This is a genomic window from Streptomyces zaomyceticus, from assembly GCF_014656215.1.
Lineage (GTDB): Bacteria > Actinomycetota > Actinomycetes > Streptomycetales > Streptomycetaceae > Streptomyces > Streptomyces zaomyceticus.
This window is the reverse complement of record NZ_BNBZ01000011.1, coordinates 145605-164460: the sequence shown is the minus strand read 5'-3', so window position 1 is coordinate 164460 and position 18856 is coordinate 145605. Positions and strand designations below refer to the sequence as shown.

Annotated in this window: 15 protein-coding genes; 10 read left to right on the top strand and 5 right to left on the bottom strand. The window is 72.3% G+C overall.

All coding sequences use genetic code 11. From position 1 onward, the window contains the following. Positions 1 to 7: 7 nt before the first annotated feature. The 4 genes from IE311_RS17040 to IE311_RS17025 all read right to left on the bottom strand — a co-directional run bounded on the left by IE311_RS17040 (position 8) and on the right by IE311_RS17025 (position 6072). Positions 8 to 1399, bottom strand: coding sequence for a polysialyltransferase family glycosyltransferase (locus tag IE311_RS17040; protein WP_189832536.1), 1392 nt, complete (start codon positions 1397 to 1399; stop codon positions 8 to 10). 3 nt (positions 1400 to 1402) lie between these two features. After that, entirely contained in the window at positions 1403 to 2368 is a 966-nt protein-coding gene (locus IE311_RS17035) for a glycosyltransferase family 2 protein (RefSeq protein ID WP_189832535.1), read from the bottom strand. Between the two features lie 51 nt (positions 2369 to 2419). Further along, on the bottom strand, positions 2420 to 5131 hold the full coding sequence (locus IE311_RS37085) for a YfhO family protein (protein ID WP_189832534.1): 2712 nt from the start codon (positions 5129 to 5131) through the stop codon (positions 2420 to 2422). 311 nt (positions 5132 to 5442) lie between these two features. After that, positions 5443 to 6072: an isochorismatase family protein gene (locus IE311_RS17025; RefSeq protein ID WP_189832533.1), complete on the bottom strand. Its 630-nt coding sequence runs from the start codon at positions 6070 to 6072 to the stop codon at positions 5443 to 5445. Between the two features lie 220 nt (positions 6073 to 6292). Here IE311_RS17025 and IE311_RS17020 point away from each other — a divergent pair, with 220 nt between their 5' ends. Then, complete coding sequence (locus tag IE311_RS17020; RefSeq protein WP_189832532.1) at positions 6293 to 6982, top strand: TetR/AcrR family transcriptional regulator; 690 nt, start codon at positions 6293 to 6295, stop codon at positions 6980 to 6982. A gap of 45 nt (positions 6983 to 7027) precedes the next feature. Here IE311_RS17020 and IE311_RS17015 read toward each other — a convergent pair whose 3' ends face one another. Then, a complete protein-coding gene (locus IE311_RS17015; protein WP_189832531.1) occupies positions 7028 to 7948 on the bottom strand; it encodes a LysR family transcriptional regulator in 921 nt (306 codons plus the stop codon). 71 nt (positions 7949 to 8019) lie between these two features. On the opposite strand from IE311_RS17015, the gene IE311_RS17010 reads away from it, so the two are divergent. The 9 genes from IE311_RS17010 to IE311_RS16970 all read left to right on the top strand — a co-directional run bounded on the left by IE311_RS17010 (position 8020) and on the right by IE311_RS16970 (position 18803). Beyond that, the gene (locus IE311_RS17010) at positions 8020 to 8919 is read left to right on the top strand and encodes a 4-hydroxy-tetrahydrodipicolinate synthase family protein (protein ID WP_189832530.1); all 900 of its coding nucleotides are present in this window, start codon (positions 8020 to 8022) and stop codon (positions 8917 to 8919) included. A gap of 207 nt (positions 8920 to 9126) precedes the next feature. Beyond that, positions 9127 to 10146, top strand: a complete 1020-nt coding sequence (locus tag IE311_RS17005; protein WP_189832529.1) for an FkbO/Hyg5 family chorismatase — start codon at positions 9127 to 9129, stop codon at positions 10144 to 10146. A gap of 93 nt (positions 10147 to 10239) precedes the next feature. Further along, complete coding sequence (locus tag IE311_RS17000) at positions 10240 to 11466, top strand: aminotransferase class I/II-fold pyridoxal phosphate-dependent enzyme (RefSeq protein WP_189832528.1); 1227 nt, start codon at positions 10240 to 10242, stop codon at positions 11464 to 11466. Then, positions 11463 to 12623 carry a 3-hydroxybenzoate 6-monooxygenase gene (locus tag IE311_RS16995; protein WP_189832527.1) on the top strand — a complete coding sequence of 387 codons (1161 nt, stop codon included), beginning with the start codon at positions 11463 to 11465 and terminating at the stop codon, positions 12621 to 12623. The genes IE311_RS17000 and IE311_RS16995 overlap by 4 nt, the downstream gene beginning before the upstream one ends. Before the next feature lie 46 nt (positions 12624 to 12669). Further along, positions 12670 to 13698 (top strand): gentisate 1,2-dioxygenase, encoded by a 1029-nt coding sequence (gtdA, locus tag IE311_RS16990; RefSeq protein WP_189832526.1) that lies wholly within the window; start codon positions 12670 to 12672, stop codon positions 13696 to 13698. Positions 13699 to 13795: 97 nt separating this feature from the next. Then, positions 13796 to 15007 (top strand): ATP-grasp domain-containing protein, encoded by a 1212-nt coding sequence (locus tag IE311_RS16985; RefSeq protein ID WP_189832525.1) that lies wholly within the window; start codon positions 13796 to 13798, stop codon positions 15005 to 15007. Continuing rightward, positions 15004 to 16278, top strand: coding sequence for an ATP-grasp domain-containing protein (locus IE311_RS16980; protein WP_189832524.1), 1275 nt, complete (start codon positions 15004 to 15006; stop codon positions 16276 to 16278). Before IE311_RS16985 ends, IE311_RS16980 begins: the two co-directional genes overlap by 4 nt. Before the next feature lie 31 nt (positions 16279 to 16309). Continuing rightward, positions 16310 to 17560 (top strand): MFS transporter, encoded by a 1251-nt coding sequence (locus tag IE311_RS16975; protein WP_189832523.1) that lies wholly within the window; start codon positions 16310 to 16312, stop codon positions 17558 to 17560. Between the two features lie 64 nt (positions 17561 to 17624). Continuing rightward, entirely contained in the window at positions 17625 to 18803 is a 1179-nt protein-coding gene (locus tag IE311_RS16970) for a 3-deoxy-7-phosphoheptulonate synthase (protein ID WP_189832522.1), read from the top strand. The last annotated feature ends 53 nt before the right edge of the window (positions 18804 to 18856 follow it).

Below are 18856 nucleotides of genomic sequence, written 5' to 3'. Positions count from 1 at the left end.
GGCCCGGTCAGATCCTTCGTGACCGCGACCGCGACCGTGACCGGACGAGGCCCCGGCGGAGCAGCGACGAGGTGCCGCTCCGCGCCGGGTTCGCGGCTCCGCCCGGCAGACCGAGACGGGTCAGCCGCTCCACGGAGAAGTGGTGCGCGACGGCGGGATCGGCGTGGTGGGCGGCCAGATAGCGGGCCGCCTCCTCCCGCATCCCCGGGTGGCTCTTGTGCCGCATGCAGTAGCCGACGGCGCGGACCAGCGGCGTGAGCGAATCCGGTGCCGCGCCGGGGACCGCGGGCTCCTCGCCCTGCTCCAGGTCCGCGATCAGATGGTCGACGACGGTGAGCGGGACGCGGTTGCTGTTCTCGAAGGGGGTGAGCCGTTCGAGGACCTCGGCGGTGCCCACGCGCGCGACGGGGACGCCGTAGTGGACGGCGGCGGTGAGCATCGCCGTCGAGAAGCAGCCGACGACCAGCCGTGGCCTGCACCGCTCGTAGAAGGTCTCGGCGAGCAGCGGTCCGTCGAGGAGGGTGAGCCGGACGCCGGCCCGTTCCGCCTCCTCGTGCAGGACCCGGGAGTAGCTGGGGGGCGCGGTCGGGTGCGGTTTGAAGACCACCGAGCGGTGGCCCGCCGCCACCGCCCCGCGCAGCATGCGTACGTGCAGGTCCTCCTCCTCCTCGGCGGTCAGCAGGGAGAGGGCGGCGAGGTACTGGCCGAGGAGCAGGGCCGTGGGCTCGGCGGCGGCGGCCCGGATGATGTCCGGGTCGTCGGCCGCCTCCTCGGCGATCTCGGCGAGGACCGCGCGGAAGGCGCTGTCGGGGACGAGCTCGGGTTCGACCCCGTACTCGCTCAGGAGGAGGGGCCGCAGGCCCGGCACCAGGTCGAGGTGGAGGACCCGGCGGATACGGCAGGCGATCGACTGCGCGAGGTCGGAGCGGGTGGGGCCGTAGCTCATCAGGCCGTCCGCGTAGACGTGGACGGAGCTCTCGGGGAAGGCGCCGGCCAGTGCCTTGGCGGGGTTGACCTGGATGGATTCGACGATCAGCTCCACCGGGGCGGTGCCGAGGTCCCACGCGGTCCGCAGCACGCGCTGCCAGAGCGGTGCCTCTTCGGGACGGGGGGCCCAGACGGCGGGGTGGTACGGGTGGATCGTCTCGTTCCAGTCGAGGGTGCCGTCGAAGCGTGCGGCGATCCGCCCGTAGCCGGTCATGGCCTCCAGGCGGAGCGCGGTCTCCGGGATCTCGGCGTTGCGCGAGATCAGCAGGAGCCTGCGGGTGTCCTCGCGGGGTCCGAACTGTCCGGCGTCCAGCGAGGCCGCGAGGGTGGCGGCGCCGTAGAGGGTGGACACCTGGAAGATCTGGACCGGGCGGCCGTCGGGGGCCGGGGCCGTGTCGCGGGCGGGGGCCATGGGTCAGGCGGTCCTTACGGTGTCGCGCAGGCTCCGGAGGAGGGTGCTGCGGGGGGTGTCCATGGTGGCCAGGGTCTCGTCGAGGACGTGCTGCGGCATTCGGTGCAGCGCGTCACCGACGTCCGCGCGGAGCCGCTTGGCGACGGCGGGCTCGTAGCTGTCGGCCTTGCCCATGTGGAAGGCGATCATCGCGCAGTAGGTGCGGACCGCCTTCGGGAGGAACCGGTCCGCCTCCGCGTCCCTGGACACGTCGTCGAGCAGGAGGTCGTACGACGGGATGAAGTCCAGCTGCCGGTTGTCGGTGATCTGGGTGAGCGAGGTGGTGACGCCTCGCCGGTAGAACACACCGTGCACGGAAAGCGCCGCGAACGTACGGGCCTTGAGATGGAGTCGCCAGATCCAGAGGCGGTCCTCGGCCGTTCGCAGCGAGGTCTCGAATCGCGAGGCGCCGTTCTCGAAGAGGCGGGCACTGTAGATCCCGAAGGGGACGAACGGATAGTCCACCATGGTCACCATGGAGGCGGGCGAGATTCCGTCCCGGGGGTCCATCACGGTGTCGCGGCGTTTCGCCGGGGCATAACGGATGTTCCGCTTCCGGCCTTCCGAAAGGACGTGGTCGGTACGGGCGAAATCGCAGCCCAGTCGGTCGATCCCGGCCACGGTGGCTTCGAGGTGTCCGGGCGCGTACCAGTCGTCGCCGTCGAGGAAGGTGAGGTACTCCCCGCGTGCCAGGTCGATTCCCGTGTTGCGCGCCTGCGCGACACCGCGATTCGTCTCGTGCCGGACGACGGTGGCGTTCGGGAGGCGGTCGCGCCAGCGGTCGAGGATCTCCGGGGTGTCGTCCGTCGAGCAGTCGTCGATCAGCAGGAATTCGAATTCCGGATCCGCGTTGTTCGCGAGACTGCGCAGGGTGTCGGGCGCGTACGCACCGACATTGTGGAACGGTACGACGACGGACAGTTTCGGCACTCGGAATCCCCACACTGAATCGAACAGTCAAACAGCGCTACGGCGGGTACGTTAACCCTCCACTTTTCCGGGTGAACGATCCGCGCGTGCACTCCGGGTGAACTCTTGTCGTCTCCCGCGGAAAGCCGCCGTCGCGATCAGCGCGAGGAGGGCGGCCAGCCCCACCGCGCCGCCGAGCTTCAGGCCCGGGGGCCGGAAGGAGCAGGTGACCGTGTTCGTCCTTCCGTCGAGCGGGACGGCGACGAGGCCCTGGTGGGCCCGCGCGGGGCGCGGTTCCGCGTCACCCGCGGCGCAGCGCCAGCCGGAGACACGGGGCACGGCCAGCACGGCGGTCCCCGTGCTGCCCGGGGGCAGTACGGCCGTGACGGTGTGTCCGGTGGCGCGGACCTCGGTGGCCCCGGTCGCGGTCAACTCCCGTACGGCGGCGTCGAGCCGGTCCCGGACCAGGCAACCGAGGGGCTGCCGGGGCAGCCTCGTCCTGCCCTCGGGGCTCAGCTCGATCCGTACCTCCCCCGTCCCCGGCACGGTGCCGAGGGCGCGCATGGGAGCACGGACGGCGGGCGGCTTGCCCTCGAAGTCCACGGTCCGCTCCCCCGCGAGGGTCGCCCCGCCCCGGTACTCGGGAGCCCAGAACCAGACCTGGGAGCCGGCGGGGCAGCGGGCGGCGAGGGTGCGTCCGGCACGGGAGGCGGCCGGCAGTTCGTACACCTCGGCACCGAGCAGGCGTTCCTGCCGGGCGAAGGCGGAGTCCCCGGGACGCGTGGCCGGCCGGTTCGGCGGCCGGACGGTGACCAGCGGCGGTACGGGCGTGGTGGTGACGGTGACAGTGGCACGCGGCAGGGCGTCCTGTCGCACCGGCCCGGTGGGATGCGAGCGGATCCGGGTGCCGATGGAGAAGAGGGCGTCCGTCACCGGGTTGTCGAGGGTGACCGGGTGGCGGCCCTTGGCGTAGTGGCCGAAGCCCAGCGAATCCAGGGTGCGGGAGGTGACCTCGGCGGTGAGGCTGCTGTAGTACTCGGGGCCCTGTCCGCCGACGAGCAGGACGTCGTTGCCGCCGGGGACCTCTCCGGGGTCCGTACGGTGCCGGGGCCAGGAGTCCGCGCGGGCGGCCTCCTCGGCCACGGCCTCGTGCCAGGGACCGATCCGGGGGGACCAGGCGACCTCGGCGCGCTGCTGTTCCTCGATCCGCTTCCCGGTGACGACCGCCTCACCGGCCTGCGCGGCGACGAGCAGGACGACGGCCAGAACGGGGAGGACACGCGCGGCGGGCCGGATGGCGGTGGGCCACGCGCGCGCGGCGGGCGGGACCTCGGCAGGGAGCACGCGTGGGGCGGACCGTGCGCGGACTCGGTCGGCGGACGCGTCGGACGCCGTGCCCGCCCGCTCGTCCGGAGGGCTCCCCCGGTCGCCCAGGAGGGCGAGGAGGGCGGCGGCGAGCGCCAGGACCAGGGCCACGCCGAACGCCGGGTACGTCCAGCCGTCGACGTCGGCGCTGCCCCCGGCCGTGAACGCCAGGATCCCGAGCAGCGCGCCGCCCTCGAGGAGCGCCGCCGGACGGGGCACGCCCGGCGCGGCCGAGAACCACGCGGCGACGATCAACAGCCCACACAGGACGAAGGTCTGACGGTACGGAATGCCGTTGGGCGAGGCTCCCGCGTGCCAGAGCAGATGGGTCGGCTCCCACTGGAGGGAGAGCGTCACCAGGACGATCGCCGCCGACCAGCCGGCCCGGACCCGCGGGGCGACGGCCCGGTTGAACGGCAGGGTGAGGGCCAGGGCGAGCGCGGGCGTGCCGATGAAGAGGGCGGGGCTGGCCAGGCTCGCCGTGGCGGGCAGGAACCGGGCGAGGACGTCCGTCCAGGCGGCGGGCGCGAACATGGTCACGGGGGTGGGATCGGCGACCCGGGTGGCCAGGAAGACGACCACGACCAGTGGTGCGGCCAGGCCGATGCCGATGAGCACGCTCCGTGCGGCGCGCAGCGCTCCGGCGAGGCGCCGGCGGGCACCGGCCGTCTCCTCGGCGGTGAGGAGCCGCACGACGAGGACCACGGCGGCGCCGACGGTGGCCATGTAGGCCGTGTAGAAGTTGGCGGTCCAGGCCAGGGCGACGACGAGGGGCCCGAGGACGGGGCGGCGCCCGGCGAGGGCCCACTCCCCGACCAGGCAGAGCAGCGGGAAGGCGACGAGCCCGTCGAGCCACATCGGCACCGGGGCGCCGACGTTGAAGGTCCAGCCGGAGAGGGCGTACGCCGTGCCGAGCACGGCGGCGACCGGCCAGGGGCCGGGGCGCAGCCGCAGGAGGAGCAGCGCCGCCGCCGCACCGGCCGCGGCGATCTTGACGGCGGTGACGACGTACAGGGCGAGCTCGATCCGGTCCGCCGGGAAGAGCACCACGAGCAGGTCGACGGGGCTGCTCAGATAGGTGCCGATGTCGCCGAGGAAGTTGGAGCCGAAGCCGGAGTTCCAGTTGAGGAAGGCGTCCCCGTGGGTCTCGCCGAGGAGGAACGAGCGCCAGTAGGCGTGGAACGGCAGGTACTGCTGGCCCAGGTCGACGATGTTCCTGGTCACCGGCCCGAAGGGATAACTGCGGGAGAACCGGGTCGCGAGGCAGAGGAGTACGCCGGTGAGGAGGGCGGCGGCGAGCGGACCGGCGACGGCCGGGGAGCACAGGACGCGCCTCGGGAAGCCGGTCCCGGCCGGTGAGCCGCCCGCCCCCTCCTCGCCGTCGACCTCGTCGAGCACGGTCTCGGCGGCGGGGGCCACACGTCCTCCTGGGGGCGTACGGAGTCGGGAACGCCCGGGTGACGCGCCACGGGCCGACCGCCATTACCGCCGAGGCGGGCGACCCGCAACGGATCAGGAGGCGGTGTTCCGGCACACCTCGGGTGAACTCCCGGTGTCACGGGGCGGGGAGGCCGTGCGGAACGGGAGCCCTCACGGGGTGGGGAGACCGCACCGGGCCGGGAGACCGTGCGACACGGGAGACCGCGCCGGGCCGGGAGACCACGCGGTGCCGCGCGGCCGCGGACCCGGCCGGCCCGGGGCCTCGGACCCGGCCGGCCGGCGCGGGGAGGTCAGCCGGCCGGGGTCGCCGCCGGTGCCGGAGCGAGGAGTGCGTCGACCGTACGGGCCACGGTGCCGAACAGGTCGGCGACCGTCGTCAGGCTCGCCGCCTGCAGCGCCTCCGAGGGCAGGACGGTGCCGTCCGGGGCCCGGAGGGGGCGGGTCGCGGTGGCCTCGGCGACCACGGTCGGGCGGTAGCCGTGATTGAAGGCGCCCTGCGCGGTGAAGAGGACGCACATGTGCGTCATGAACCCGGCGACGACCAGGTCCCCGGTGACGCCGAGGCCCTTCAGGGTCTCTTCGAGACCGGTGGCGTGGAAGGCGTCGGGGAACTGCTTGACGACGACCTTCTCGCCCTCGACCGGGGCGACTTCGTCGCTGATCGCGCCGATCTCGGCCCGGATGTCGTACGGGGTGCCCTCGCCGCCGTCGTTGACGACATGGACGACGGGGGTGCCCGCGGCACGGGCCGCGGCGAGCAGGCGCGCACCGGCGGCCAGGGCCTCCTCGGCCCCGTCGAGCCGCATGACGCCGGTGCGGTAGGTGTTCTGGAAGTCGATCATGATCAGGGCCGAGTCGCTCAGACGCGGCAGCTCCTGGGGAAGGCCGATCACATCACGGAGGGTGGTGGAGGCGGTCATGGCGGTTCCTTTCGCGGGGAGCGCTGGGGGAAGCGGCGCGTGACGGAACGCCGTCCGGCGCGCGAGGCCCTTCTCGCCCTCGTCGCCGCTTCCGTGTTTACGACGCTAACACAGCTCGTAATCATTGATAACAAGGAGAGTGGTTCGAAGCCCCTACCGACGGGACTCCCTCATGGGATTCGCCCTGGTCCGCGGTGTTAGCGCTGATATCGTGAGCGTCATGTCGACGGCACGAGAGCGCATCCTGGAAGCCACCGAGGAACTGCTCGCCACCAAGGACGCACTGGCGATCTCGACCCGGGCCATCTGCGACCGGGCGAAGGTCGGCATGCCCGAGATCTACCGGCAGTTCGGCGACAAGCAGGGGCTGCTCACGGCGGTGGCCGACATCGGCTTCGAGCGCTTCCTCGCCGAGAAGCGGCGGAATCCGCTCACCGAGGACCCGGTGGCGGACCTGCGCACGGCCTGGGACAGCCACGTCGCGTTCGCGCTGCGCAATCCGTACCTCTACCGCCTGATGTTCACACCCACGGGCGAGGCCAAGCCGGGGGCCATCAAGGAGGCGCAGGCCATCCTCCTGACGGCCGTGGAACGCTGCCGCGACGCCGGACGCCTGCGGACGGCCCCGGAACTCGCGGGTCAGTCGATCCTCTCCGCCAATGTGGGCGTGTGCATGATGGCGCTGTCCTTCCCCGCCCTGTTCGAGAGCCCGGACATCTCGCGGTCGGTGCGCGACGCCGTCATCGGGAAGGTCACCGGCGACGAGCGGGAGGACGCGCGGATCGGCGAGGCGACCGTCCTCGCCCAGGCCCTGGTCGGCACGCTGACCGGAACGGCGCCCGTGGGCGGCGCCGCTCTCGAAGTCCTGACCCGCGCCCTGCGGACACCGGCCGGGCCCTCGGAGCCGTAACGGGGACGAGGTCCGGTACCCGGCCCGGCGGACGCCGGCGCGGCCTCACACGTCCGCCGTCGCCAGCCCCTCGGGCAGTGCTTCGCGGAGGGCCTCGATGAAGGCGCTGATGGCGGGCTTGGCCGACCCGCCGACACGGAAGGCGACCGAGCTGCGCCGCAGCAGCGGAAGCGGCGTCACCGTCGCGCCCGGGGGCACGACCTGCGCGCTCAGCTCGGGCACTATGGCCACGCCCGCTCCCGCGGCGACCAGCCCCAGGGTGGTGTGGTAGTCGTCCACGCGGTGCCACGAGGAGACGTGGAAGCCGTTGGTCTCGCACAGCCTCGTCACCACGGTGTGGCACAGGGTCCCCGGTGCGGGCAGGATCCACGGCACGTCCTGCCACTTGCGTACCGGATCGTCCGTCTCGTGGACCGTCCAGCCGAGCGCCGACGGATCGGCCGGGGCGGCCAGGAGCATGCGCTCCGCGAAGATCGGTGTGCTGTGGACGCCCGGCTCCACCGGAGGCAGCAGCCCCTCGTAGGAGTGGAGCAGCGCCAGGTCCAGCTGGCCTCCGCGCAGGGCGTTGGAGGCGTCGGAGGGATCGATCTCCTGAACCCACAGTTCCAGCCGGGGATGGGACCTGCGCAGGGCCGTGAAGATGCTGCCGGACAGGGAGCCGGCGGCCGACGGGTAGATGCCCACGCGGAGCGGGCCGGCCACCCCCTTGCTCTCCATCAGTTCGGCCTCGGCCGCTTCCAGGTGCTCCAGGATCACCTCGGCGTGGCGGACCAGATTCACCCCGGCGGGGGTGAGGACCACACGACGGCCGGTCCGCTCGAGAAGGCTCACGCCCGTCTTCCGTTCCAGCGCCGAAAGCTGCTGCGAAACGGCCGAGGGGGTGTAGGCGAGTACGTCGGCAACCGCGGCGATCGTCCCTCTATGGGCGAGCTCACGCAGGAGACGAAGTTGGTGCAGGTTGAGCATCAGCCCAGCTTACGGCGCACGTCAGGAATGACTGATGGACGCGTCGGGGAAGTCGGGCAAAGATCAAATCCATGGGAAGAAGCAAGCTTTCGAGCGGGGTTCACGTCCCGCTCATCACACCGTTCACCGGTTCAGGTGAAGTTGATGTGACGTCACTGGAAACACTGGCGCACGAACTCCTCGCCGGCGGGGCAGCCGGTCTCGTGGCGCTCGGGACGACCGCCGAGGTGGCGACCCTGACCGCCGGCGAGAAGGCGCGCATCGTCGACGTGGTCGCCGGGGTCTGCCGCGAGCACGGCGCACCCCTCATGATCGGGGCCGGCAGCAACGACACCGCGGCCAGCGTGGAGGCGCTCGTCGCCCTCAAGGCGGTGCCCGAGGCGGTCGCCGCGCTGACGCTCGTGCCGTACTTCACGCGCCCCTCCGAAGCGGGCGTGATCGCGCACTTCACGGAGCTGGCGGCCGCCTCCCCCGTCCCGATCGTGATCTACCACATCCCGTACCGCACGGGACAGGACCTCAGCGCGTCCGCACTGCGCCTCCTGGGCCGACTGCCCGGAATCGCGGGGGTGAAGTACGCGACGGGCGGGATCACCGGCGAGACGGTGGAGCTGATGGCCGACCTGCCGGACGACTTCGCCGTGATGGCGGGAGACGACGCCTTCTTCTCCCCCCTGCTGGCCATGGGCGCCCACGGCGGCATCCTGGCCTCGGCCCACCTGGCCGTCGGCTCCTTCGCCGAGCTGGTCAGGGCCTGGCACTCGGGTGACGCGGTCACGGCCGCGGCACTCGGCCACCGGCTCTCGCGGCTCTCCGCCGCACTGTTCACCGAGCCGAACCCCGCGGTCATCAAGGGTGTGCTCCACGCCCAGGGCCGTATCCCCTCGGCCGGGCTCCGGCTGCCGCTGCTGCCTGCCGGACCCGAAGCCGTGGCCGGTGCGCTGAGCGCCTTCGAGGAGCTCGCTCCGTAAGGACGGCGTACGGCCGCACCACCAGCGACGGGTGAGCGGGAACAGACCGCCCGCTCACCCGCACTCCCCACATGTTCCCGGACCTTCCACCGTGCGCATCGCCCCACGAGGGCAGCGCAACGACCAGGTGTCGTCGGTCCGGTGCACCACCCTGACCATGTCCGGCCTCGCGGGAAGACCCCCGCGGCCGGCGTCGAGAAGAGCACAATGACGAACAATCAGATCGACTGCATGTTCCAGTACGAGAACGAGCAGGCCGGTCCCCCCGGGGGCAGACACATCCTCGGCCGTGTCGTGTTCGGCGACGCGTCCACCGCTCCCGCCGTACGCGACGGGGCACCTGAGCTGGGCCTGCACATGGCCTCACCAGGGTTCGACCACTTCACGGAGATATGGACGACGGACGCTCCCGCGCAGAGCGGCGAGCACCGCGGACTCGTCTACGCACACGACGGCGAGTATCTGTTCTGCGCGGGCCGCATCCCCGAGAGCGGAACGTACCGGGAGCAGACCCGGGAGGCCTACGAGGCCGCGTTCGAGCTGATGGACCGGCTGGACTACCGCCATGTGTTCCGGATGTGGAACTTCATCGGCGGGATCAACGAGGACAACGCCGAAGGCCTGGAGATCTACCGGGACTTCTGCTTCGGCCGCGCCGAGGCCTTCGAGGCCAAGCCCGACCGTGTCCACTGCATGCCGGCGGCCACCGGAATCGGGTCCCGCAGCGGCGGCGTCTCCTTCTTCTTCCTCGCCTCCCGCACAGGGGCGACGCAGAACATCGAGAACCGCCGCCAGGTCCCCGCGTTCGAGTACCCGCCGCAGTACGGCCCCAAGTCGCCGAGCTTCGCGCGGGCGACCAGGCTCGTCACCGCGGGCGGCGACGAGACGCGTGGCGCGGTCTATGTCTCCGGCACCGCGAGCATCACGGGGCACGAGACGCTGCACGCGGGTGACATCGTTGCCCAGTGCGAGCTGTCCCTGGAGAACATCGCGCACCTGGTGAGCTCCGGCAATCTGGCGAACGGCGGCCTGGAGGGCGGTCACGACCTCAAGGACCTGCGCTGGGTCAAGGCGTACGTGCGGCACGAGGAGCACCTGCCGGCCGTACGCGAGGCGTGCGCGGGCGGCTTCCCGCCGCAGACGCACGTGGTCTTCCTGAACGTGGACATCTGCCGGGACGACCTGTTGGTGGAGATCGAGGGGATCGTTCCGGCGCCGGCGTACTGACGCCCACCGGAGCCGGCGTTCCGGAGCCTTCCGGAGCCGTTCCGGCCGTCCCACCCGTTCTCCCGTCTCTTCCGACGAAAGACCGACTGACTCGTGATCTCCACCAACCCGGCCGTGCCCGCGCTGGGCACGCATCCCTTCCCGCGGATCGCCGCGCTCCTCGAGGGCATCACCCCCTCCTGCGGCGGGACCCCGCTCGACCTCACCATCGGTGAACCCCGCTTCGCTCCGCCGTCCTGGCTGAGCGACGCCCTGGGCGCCCGCCAGGACCTCCTGGGCAAGTACCCGCCGAACCAGGGCCCGGAGTGGTTCCGCCGCGCCGCGGCCGAGTGGCTCGAAACCCGGTTCGGCCTGACGCCGGGTGCCGTGGGCCTGGACGCGGTGTTCCCCACCTCCGGAGCCCGTGAGGCGCTCTTCCAGCTGGGGCTGCTCGCCGACGCCACCGACGGCTCCCGGCGCCTGCTCGCCATGCCCACCCCGCACTACGCGCCCTACCGGGCGGCCGCCGCGCTGTGCGGACTGCAGGCCTTCAACATGCCCGCCGAGGCCGCGCACGGCTATCTGCCGGACCTCGACCTGATCGACGAGGACCGCGGTCCGCGCACCGCCATGCTGATCCTCTGCACCCCGAGCAACCCCGAGGGTGCCGTCGCCCCGCCCGGCTATCTGCGCCGGGCGATCACCCTGGCCCGGACGTACGGCTTCATCCTGGCCGTCGACGAGTGCTACTCGGAGATCTACCTGGGCGAGGAGCCCACGGGAGCGCTGCGGGTCTGCCAGGACATGCACCGGGAGGGCGAGGGCGACCCGTTCCGCAACGTCCTGGTCGTCAACTCCCTCTCCAAGCGCTCCAGCTCGGCCGGTCTGCGGACCGGTGTCGTCGCAGGGGACCGTGCGCTGATCGCCGACTTCATCGCACTCCGTTCCTACATCGGCGGCACCACCCCGCTTCCGAACCTCGCCGCCGCGGCCGAACTGCTCGCCGACGAGACCCACGTCAAGGCGGTGCGGGAGAGCTACCGGGACACCTTCGCCGCCGCCGACGAGGTGCTCTCGGGTGTTCCGGGGTACCGCAGGCCCGAGGCCGGAATGTTCCTCTGGCTGAGGGTCCGCGACGACGAGGAGGCCGCCGTGCGGGCGTGGCGGGACGCCGCGGTGCGCGGTGTTCCCGGCAGCTATCTGGGTCCCGAGGGCTGGGACGGTTCGCACCCCGGGAAGGGCCATCTGCGGCTCGCCATGGTGCACGGCGCCCGGGAGACGGCCGCCGCGCTGACCCGGCTGGTGCCGGTGCTCCGGGAGATCGGGGTGGTGGCGGAATGACTCCCGTGATCGTCGCGGGCGGCGGCATCGGCGGACTCGCCGCCGCCCTGGGCCTGGCCCGGGCGGGCCGCCGGGTCGTGGTGCTGGAGCGCAGCGAGCAGTTCCGCGAGCTGGGTGCCGGAATCCAGCTGGGCCCGAACGCCTTCCGGGCGATGTCCCGGCTGGGCATCGGTGAACTTCCCTATCAGTGCGCCGTGTTCATCGAGGAGCTGCGTCTCCTGGACGCGGTGGGCGGGGGCGTGCTGGCCCAGCTGTCCCTGGGTGAGCGATTCCGGAACCGGTTCGGTGCCCCGTACGCGGTGGTGCACCGCGGCGAGCTGCACCGCGCCCTGCTGGAGGCGTGCCGCTCCGTCGGCATCACACTGCGGCCGGGCCGCGCCGTGGAGCGGTACGAGCAGGACGGCGACGGCGTACGGGTGTTCCTCGCCGGCGGTGAGTCCCTGACCGGAGCCGCCCTCGTCGGCGCGGACGGGCTGCACTCCGCCGTCCGGCGGCAGCTCGCCGGTGACGGACCGCCCACGGTGTCCGGGCACGTCACCTACCGCTCCCTCATCCCGAGCGACCGCATGCCCGAGGCACTGCGCAAACCCGCCGCGATGCTCTGGGCGGGCCCCAAGTGCCATCTGGTGCACTACCCGTTGGTCGGTGGCGCCTTCTACAACGCCGTCATCACCTGCGACAGCGGCGCCACCGAGGCCGTCGCGGGCGAGCCGGTCGGCGCCGACGAGGTCGCCCGGCAGTTCGCGGCGGTGGGCCCCGGGGCCCGCTCGCTGGTGGAGGCCGGCAGCGACTGGCGCCGCTGGGTGCTGTGCGACCGGCCGCCGCTGCGGAACTGGCAGGACGGCCGTGTGGTGCTGCTCGGTGACGCGGCCCACCCGATGCTCCAGTACGCGGCCCAGGGCGCCTGCATGGCGCTGGAGGACGCCGCCTCGCTGAGCGGCCACGTCGAGGGCGGGTCCGCCGACCCGACCGAGGCCTTCGCCCGGTACGTCGCGGACCGCCGGGACCGTACCGCTCGGGTGCAGACCGTCTCCCGCCGCCTCGGCAAGGAGCTCTACCACCCCCAGGGACAGGAAGCCGAGGCCCGCGACAGCATGCTCGCCGCGCTCGACGAGTCCGCCCTGCACCACGAGATGTCCTGGCTGTACGAGCACTGAGCTCCGGCCGGACATCCCTCACGACATCTCCCTACAGGAACAGCCGATGAGCCTCGACGCGTACTACGACCGCATAGGCGACCACCATCTCGCCGCCTTGTGGACCCGTCTCTCCCACCTGATCACCCCCCAGCCGCGCAGCGACTGCCGCGCCCACCGCTGGCGCTACACGGACGTCCGGCCCGAGCTGCTCGCGGCCGGTGAGGTCATCACCGCCGAGGAGGCCGAGCGGCGGGTACTGATCCTCGAGAACCCGGGCCTGCCCGGCAGCTCCAAGGTCACGACCTCCCTCTACGCCGGCATGCAGCTGGTGCTTCCGGGCGAGGTCGCCCCGAGCCACCGGCACAGCCAGTCGGCACTGCGCATCATCGTCGAAGGAAGCGGCGCCTACTCCGTCGTCGACGGGGAGCGGGTCACCATGGAGACCGGTGACCTGGTGCTCACCCCGCCGATGACCTGGCACGACCACGGCAGCGACGGGGACGGCCCGACGATCTGGCTGGACGCCCTCGACATCCCGGTGGTCGGCTTCTTCGACGCCTCCTTCCTGGAGCGCTCGACGGAAGCGGCGCGCGCGGTGACCCGCCCCGACGGGGACTCCCTGAACCGCTACGGCGCCGGTCTGCTCCCGGTGGGCAGCCGGCCCAGCGGGGGCGCGTCCCCGATCGCCTCCTACCCCTACTCCCGCACCCGCGAGGTCCTCGCCCGGCTCGCGAAGGACTCCGACCCGGACCCCTGGCACGGCGTCAAGGTGGCCTACACCAACCCGCTCACCGGCGGTGACGTCCTCTCGACCATGTCGGCCTGGGCGCAGCTCCTCCCCTCGGGCTGGACCTCCGCCCCGTACCGCTCCACCGACGCGACCGTGCTGATCGCGATCGAGGGGCGCGGCCGCACCCGCATCGGCGATCAGGTCTTCGACTGGCGGGCCGGGGACGTCGTGGTCGTGCCGAGCTGGTCGTGGGTGCGTCACGAGGCCGACGAGGAGTCGGTGCTCATGAGCTACTCCGACCAGGCGGCGCAGCGGGCCCTCGGTCTGTGGCGCGAGGAGCGCACGGGCGCGCGGCCGGAATGACCGGGCCCCGCACCGCACGAACGGAAGCGGCCGGCGCGATCCGGCACGAGACCAACCCCCCACGGCCCGGCCATCGCCGGGTGAAAGGCCATCAGCGATGAACGTACTTCTCGTCCACGTCAAGAAGAACCTCCTTCCCGACCGCGTCCGCACGGCTCCGGAGATCGGTCACCTCACAGTGATCACCGAGCCCGGTCACGCGCAGCGGTACGGCCCCGAGGTCGACGTCCGTCTCATCGACGACGTGCAGGATCCGGAGGCTCTGCGGCTCGAGGTCCTGCGGGTGCTGCGGGAGCGTCGTATCGACCGGATCTTCGCCCCGTTCGAGCTCGGCCAGGCCCAGACGGGCTATGTCCGGACCTACTTCGGCATCCCCGGCACCGGCTCCGAGGTCGCCCACGCCTTCTCCAGCAAGTACGCCATGAAGGTGCTGATGAGCCGGGCTGGGCTGCCGGTGGCGGACTTCCGGCCGGCCCACGGCCTGGACCAGGTGGCCGGGGCGGCCGTCGAGCTCGGCTGGCCGGTGGTGGTCAAGCCCATGATCGGCGGGGGCTCCATCGACGTCCGCGTGCTCGGTTCGGCGGAGGAGTTCGAGGCGTTCCGCGCCTCGCCGGAGGCCGACCCGATCCGTGCGCTGCGCGTTCCGCTGGTCGTCGAGAAGTTCGTGGAGATGACCACCGAGTACCACTGCGACGGGCTGGTGGTGGACGGCGAGGTCGTGTTCGCCGCCTCCTCCCGCTATCTGGTGCCGGTCCTCGACCACGGCGCGACCTTCGGTTCGATGACGCTGCCGGCCGGGGATCCGGTGCGTGCGCGGATGGAGGAGCTGCACGCCGGGGCGGTCGCCGCTCTCGGACTCACCGACGGCGTCACCCACATGGAGTTCTTCGGCACCGAGGACGGCCTGGTCGCCGGCGAGATCGCCTGCCGGCCGGCCGGCGGCGGTATCCCGGACGCCCTGGCGCTGCACACCGGGGTCGACGTGTGGCAGTCCTGCCTGATGCTCGCCCTCGGCCTCGACCCGAAGCTGGACCGTGTTCCGGAGCAGGGGGTGACGGCGCACTGCTATCTGCCGCTGACGCCCGGCCGGATCGTCTCCATGACCGGGGCCGAGGAGCTGCTGGCCCTGCCGTCGGTCGTCGACGTGAAGATGCTCCGTCAGGTCGGCGAGACCGTGCCGGAGCGGCTCAACTCCGCCGCCGCCAGCGGCCTGGTCTTCCTGCGGGCGGACACCGCCGAGCAGGCCGAGGCCGCGGTCGCCCATGTGTACGAGACCTTCCGGATCGAGATCGAGGCGGCGCAGCAGTGAACTACCTGATCCTCAACCGCAGCGCCCTCGCGATCCGTCCGTACCGGGAGTGGATGGGCGACGGTCACCGGCTCCTGCTCCTCACGGACGCCCGTGCGCTGAGCGCCGACGACGAGATCCGCGGCGAGCAGCTCGCCTCCTTCGACGCGGCGGTTCCGCTGGTGGACTACCACGACAGTGTCGCGGTGGAACGTGAAGCCCTGCGTCTGCACGCCGAGTTCGGCTTCGACGAGATCATCGCCCTCTCCGAGTTCGACCTGCTGCGCGCCGCCCGACTGCGGGACCTCCTCGGCCTGGCAGGTCAGAGCGAGGAAAGCGCCCTCGCCTTCCGCGACAAGCTGATCATGAAGGACCTGCTCCGCGAAGCCGGCGTCCCCCTCGCCCCCTACGCCCCGGCACCCGACATCACCTCCCTGATCCGCTTCACCCAGGAACACGGCTTCCCCATCGTCGTCAAGCCCCGCCGAGGCGGCGGCTCCATGGGCGTCGAAGTCCTCCACAACGAGGACGAACTCTGGAACTACGCCACCCGCACCACCCAACTCGGCACCGACGACGGCGCACCCCTCCTCGTCGAGGCCCACGTCGAACACGAGCTCTTCCACATCGACGGCCTCGTCGTCGACGGCCACATCCAACTCATCTGGCCCTCCACCCAAGGCACCACCACCTGCCTCGGCATGCTCGACGGCCACATGCTCCACAGCACCATGCTCGACGCCGACGACCCCCGCCTCGACGACCTCCGCAAGCTCACCACCACCACCCTCGAAACCCTCCCCACCCCCACCACCACCATCTTCCACGCCGAAATCTTCGGCACCCCCCACGGCCTCCTCCTCAACGAAATCGCCTGCCGCATGGCCGGCGGCCGCATCGAAGAACAAATCCGCCTCGGGTTCGGACTCCACCTGCCCAAGCTCTACATCCGAGCCCTGGCCGGCCACGAGCTCCCCCGGATCCCCTCGGAACCGGCCAGGATCGGTGGACTCGCCCTCTTCCCGCCCCGCCCCGGACTCCTCCGCGCCGTCCCCGGCGAATGCCGCGTCCCGGGCATCAGCAGCTTCACGGTGTCGGTGGCCGCGGGGACCCGCCTGGGCACCGCGCACGCCAGCGTGGACAACTTCGCCTCGGCCCTCGCCGTCGGCTCGACCCGGGCCGAGGTGGAGCAGGCGATCGGCCGGCTGCGGACCTGGGTCGAGACCGAGACCGTGATCGAGCCCGAGCCCGAGCCCGAGCCGCAGACCCCGACCGGGGGGACCACGGCATGACCATCCGCAGCCTCGACCACGGGAGCATGTAGTGCGCGAGACCTTCGCCCTCGTCCGTAAGACCCCCGGATGCCTGCTGCTGCTCTTCGGGAACTTCGCGATCACCTTCGGCAGCAATCTCGTCCTGCCCTATCTCGCGGTCTATCTCACCGTCGAGCAGGGCATCTCCCCCTGGGCCGTCGGCGCCGCGTTCACCGCCAAGCTCTGGGCCCAGCAGGGCCTGATGGTCTTCGGCGGTTCGCTGGCCGACCGGATCGGCACCGTACCGACCATGTGCCTCGGCCTGCTGATGCGCGCGCTCTCCTACCTGCTGGTCGTCACCGCGGTGTCGGACGCCGGTGCCGTGCTCGCCTGCGGCCTCCTCGGTCTCGGCAGCGCCCTGTACATCCCGGCGGGCAAGGCGGCCCTGTCCCGGCTGATCGAGGGCCAGGCGGCGACCACCGCGATCTTCGCCCTGCGCAGCACCGCGAACAACGCGGGCACCGCGCTCGGCCCGCTCGCCGGCGGCCTGCTCCTGCTGCTCTCCACTCCGAGCATCGGCTTCCTCGCCGCGTCGGCACTGTTCCTCGCCCTGCTGGTGCCGTTCTGGCAACTGCGCCACCGGATCCCGCACACCCCGGCGCGCCCCGCCGAGGGCACCGCGGGCACGCCGGCGCCCGCGAAGCCGGGCATGCTCCAGATCCTGCGCACCTGCCCGCGCATGATCTGGATCATCGCGACGGCCGTCGTCTTCGGCTTCTGCTACGTGCAGGTCGAGTACGCCATGCCCATCACGGCGGCCGCCGAACAGGGCCAGGCGTTCGTCGGTGTGCTCTACACGGTCAACGCGGTGGCCGTCGTCGTCCTGCAGCTGGTGCTCTCCGCCCGCCTGGGACGCCTGACGAACGCGGCGGCCGTCATCGCGGCCGGTCTGGGCACGATGGCCCTCGGCTTCGGCCTGTTCGGCCAGGGCTCCATCACCTTCCTCCTCCTCGGTGTCGTGCTCTTCACCGTCGGAGAGGTGGTCATCGACCCCCGGCTCGACAGCGAGGTCGCCCACGCCGTCCCCGCCGAGCAGCGCGCCACCGCCTTCGGCATGGTCGGTCTCGGCATGGCCCTCGGCGGAACCCTCGCCAACACCGCCGCCTCCTCCGCGATCGGCCCGGCGCAGCTCGGCGGCCGCTACTGGCTCCTGCTGCTCGCGGCGGCCGCCGTGCTCGCCCTCGTCACCTGGGCGGCCGCGCCGCGCCGCCGTGCGACCACCGCGGCCGCGGCCGAGCGGGAGGCGGTGGCGGGCGGCTGACCGCGGCCCCCGCCCCTCTCCTCCGCCGCTGCCCGGCACTCTCTTCCAAGGAAAGACCTCCGTCATGACACCCGCCACACTCGCCCCGCCGCGCCCCGCCGCCCAGCAGCCCGACTGGCCGGACCGCGCCGCCCTGCTGGCCGCCGCCGGCGAACTGTCCGACCGCCCGCCCCTCGTACGGCCGGAGGAGTGCGACCGGCTCCGCGGCCGGCTCGCCGAGGCCGCCACCGGCCACGGGTTCCTCCTCCAGGGCGGCGACTGCGCGGAGACCTTCGCGGACACCGCCCCCGGCCCCGTGCGCGCCAAGCTCGCGCTGCTCGCCGAGGCCGCCGCTCTGATCGAGCCCTCACTGGGCCGTCCGGTGACCGTCCTGGGCCGCATGGCGGGCCAGTTCGCGAAGCCGCGCTCCCAGCCGACCGAGCTGGTGGACGGCGTCGTCCTCCCCGTCTACCGGGGCGACCTGGTCAACGGGGCCGAGCCCACGGCCGGTTCCCGGCGTCCCGACCCCACCCGGCTGCTCCGCGCCTACGACCATGCCCGCGAGGCCGTCTCGGTGGCACGCGAGGGGGCCGGCCGGGAGTTCTTCACCAGCCACGAGGCGTTGATCCTGGAGTACGAGAACGCCCTCACCCGGCGGGACCCGGTGACCGGGGACAGGTACGGCCTGTCGGGTCACTACCTCTGGCTGGGCGAGCGGACCCGGCAGCACCACGGCGCCCACGTGGAGTTCGCGGCGACCGTCGCCAATCCGGTCGGCGTCAAACTGGGCCCGACCGCCGACGCCGACGACGTGCTCGCGCTCGCCGCGCGCATCGACCCCGACCGGGTCCCCGGCCGCCTCAGCTTCATCACCCGCATGGGCAGTGACAGGATCCGCGATCTGATGCCGGTCCTGGTGGAGAAGGCCCGGGCCGAGGGCATCGAGGCCGTCTGGGTCTGCGACCCGATGCACGGCAACACGTACACGACCTCGGGCGGCCTCAAGACGCGTCGCTACGACGACGTCCTGGACGAGGTACGGGGCTTCTTCGAGGTGCACCGGGAGCTCGGCACCCGGCCCGGCGGGCTGCACCTCGAGTTCAGCGCCGATGCCGTGACCGAGTGCGTCGGCGGGCCGGAGGCCCTCACGGAGGCCGATCTGGCCGAGCGGTACACGAGCACCTGCGATCCCCGGCTCAACCGCGTCCAGACGCTGGCGCTGGCGGGGGCCGTGGCCGGGATGTTCACCGGGTTCCGGGGCTAGAGCCGGAAAACGCGGCGCCGGCGCCGGACCTGCGGGCCCGGCGCCGGGCGACT

Coding starts and splice junctions, on each gene's coding strand:
- IE311_RS16995 (WP_189832527.1), top strand. CDS start 11,463: ATGACTCCCGTGATCGTCGCGGGCGGCGGCATCGGCGGACTCGCCGCC.
- IE311_RS17015 (WP_189832531.1), bottom strand. CDS start 7,948: ATGCTCAACCTGCACCAACTTCGTCTCCTGCGTGAGCTCGCCCATAGA.
- IE311_RS16985 (WP_189832525.1), top strand. CDS start 13,796: ATGAACGTACTTCTCGTCCACGTCAAGAAGAACCTCCTTCCCGACCGC.
- IE311_RS17010 (WP_189832530.1), top strand. CDS start 8,020: ATGGGAAGAAGCAAGCTTTCGAGCGGGGTTCACGTCCCGCTCATCACA.
- IE311_RS17020 (WP_189832532.1), top strand. CDS start 6,293: ATGTCGACGGCACGAGAGCGCATCCTGGAAGCCACCGAGGAACTGCTC.
- IE311_RS17025 (WP_189832533.1), bottom strand. CDS start 6,072: ATGACCGCCTCCACCACCCTCCGTGATGTGATCGGCCTTCCCCAGGAG.
- IE311_RS17005 (WP_189832529.1), top strand. CDS start 9,127: ATGACGAACAATCAGATCGACTGCATGTTCCAGTACGAGAACGAGCAG.
- IE311_RS17040 (WP_189832536.1), bottom strand. CDS start 1,399: ATGGCCCCCGCCCGCGACACGGCCCCGGCCCCCGACGGCCGCCCGGTC.
- gtdA (WP_189832526.1), top strand. CDS start 12,670: ATGAGCCTCGACGCGTACTACGACCGCATAGGCGACCACCATCTCGCC.
- IE311_RS16970 (WP_189832522.1), top strand. CDS start 17,625: ATGACACCCGCCACACTCGCCCCGCCGCGCCCCGCCGCCCAGCAGCCC.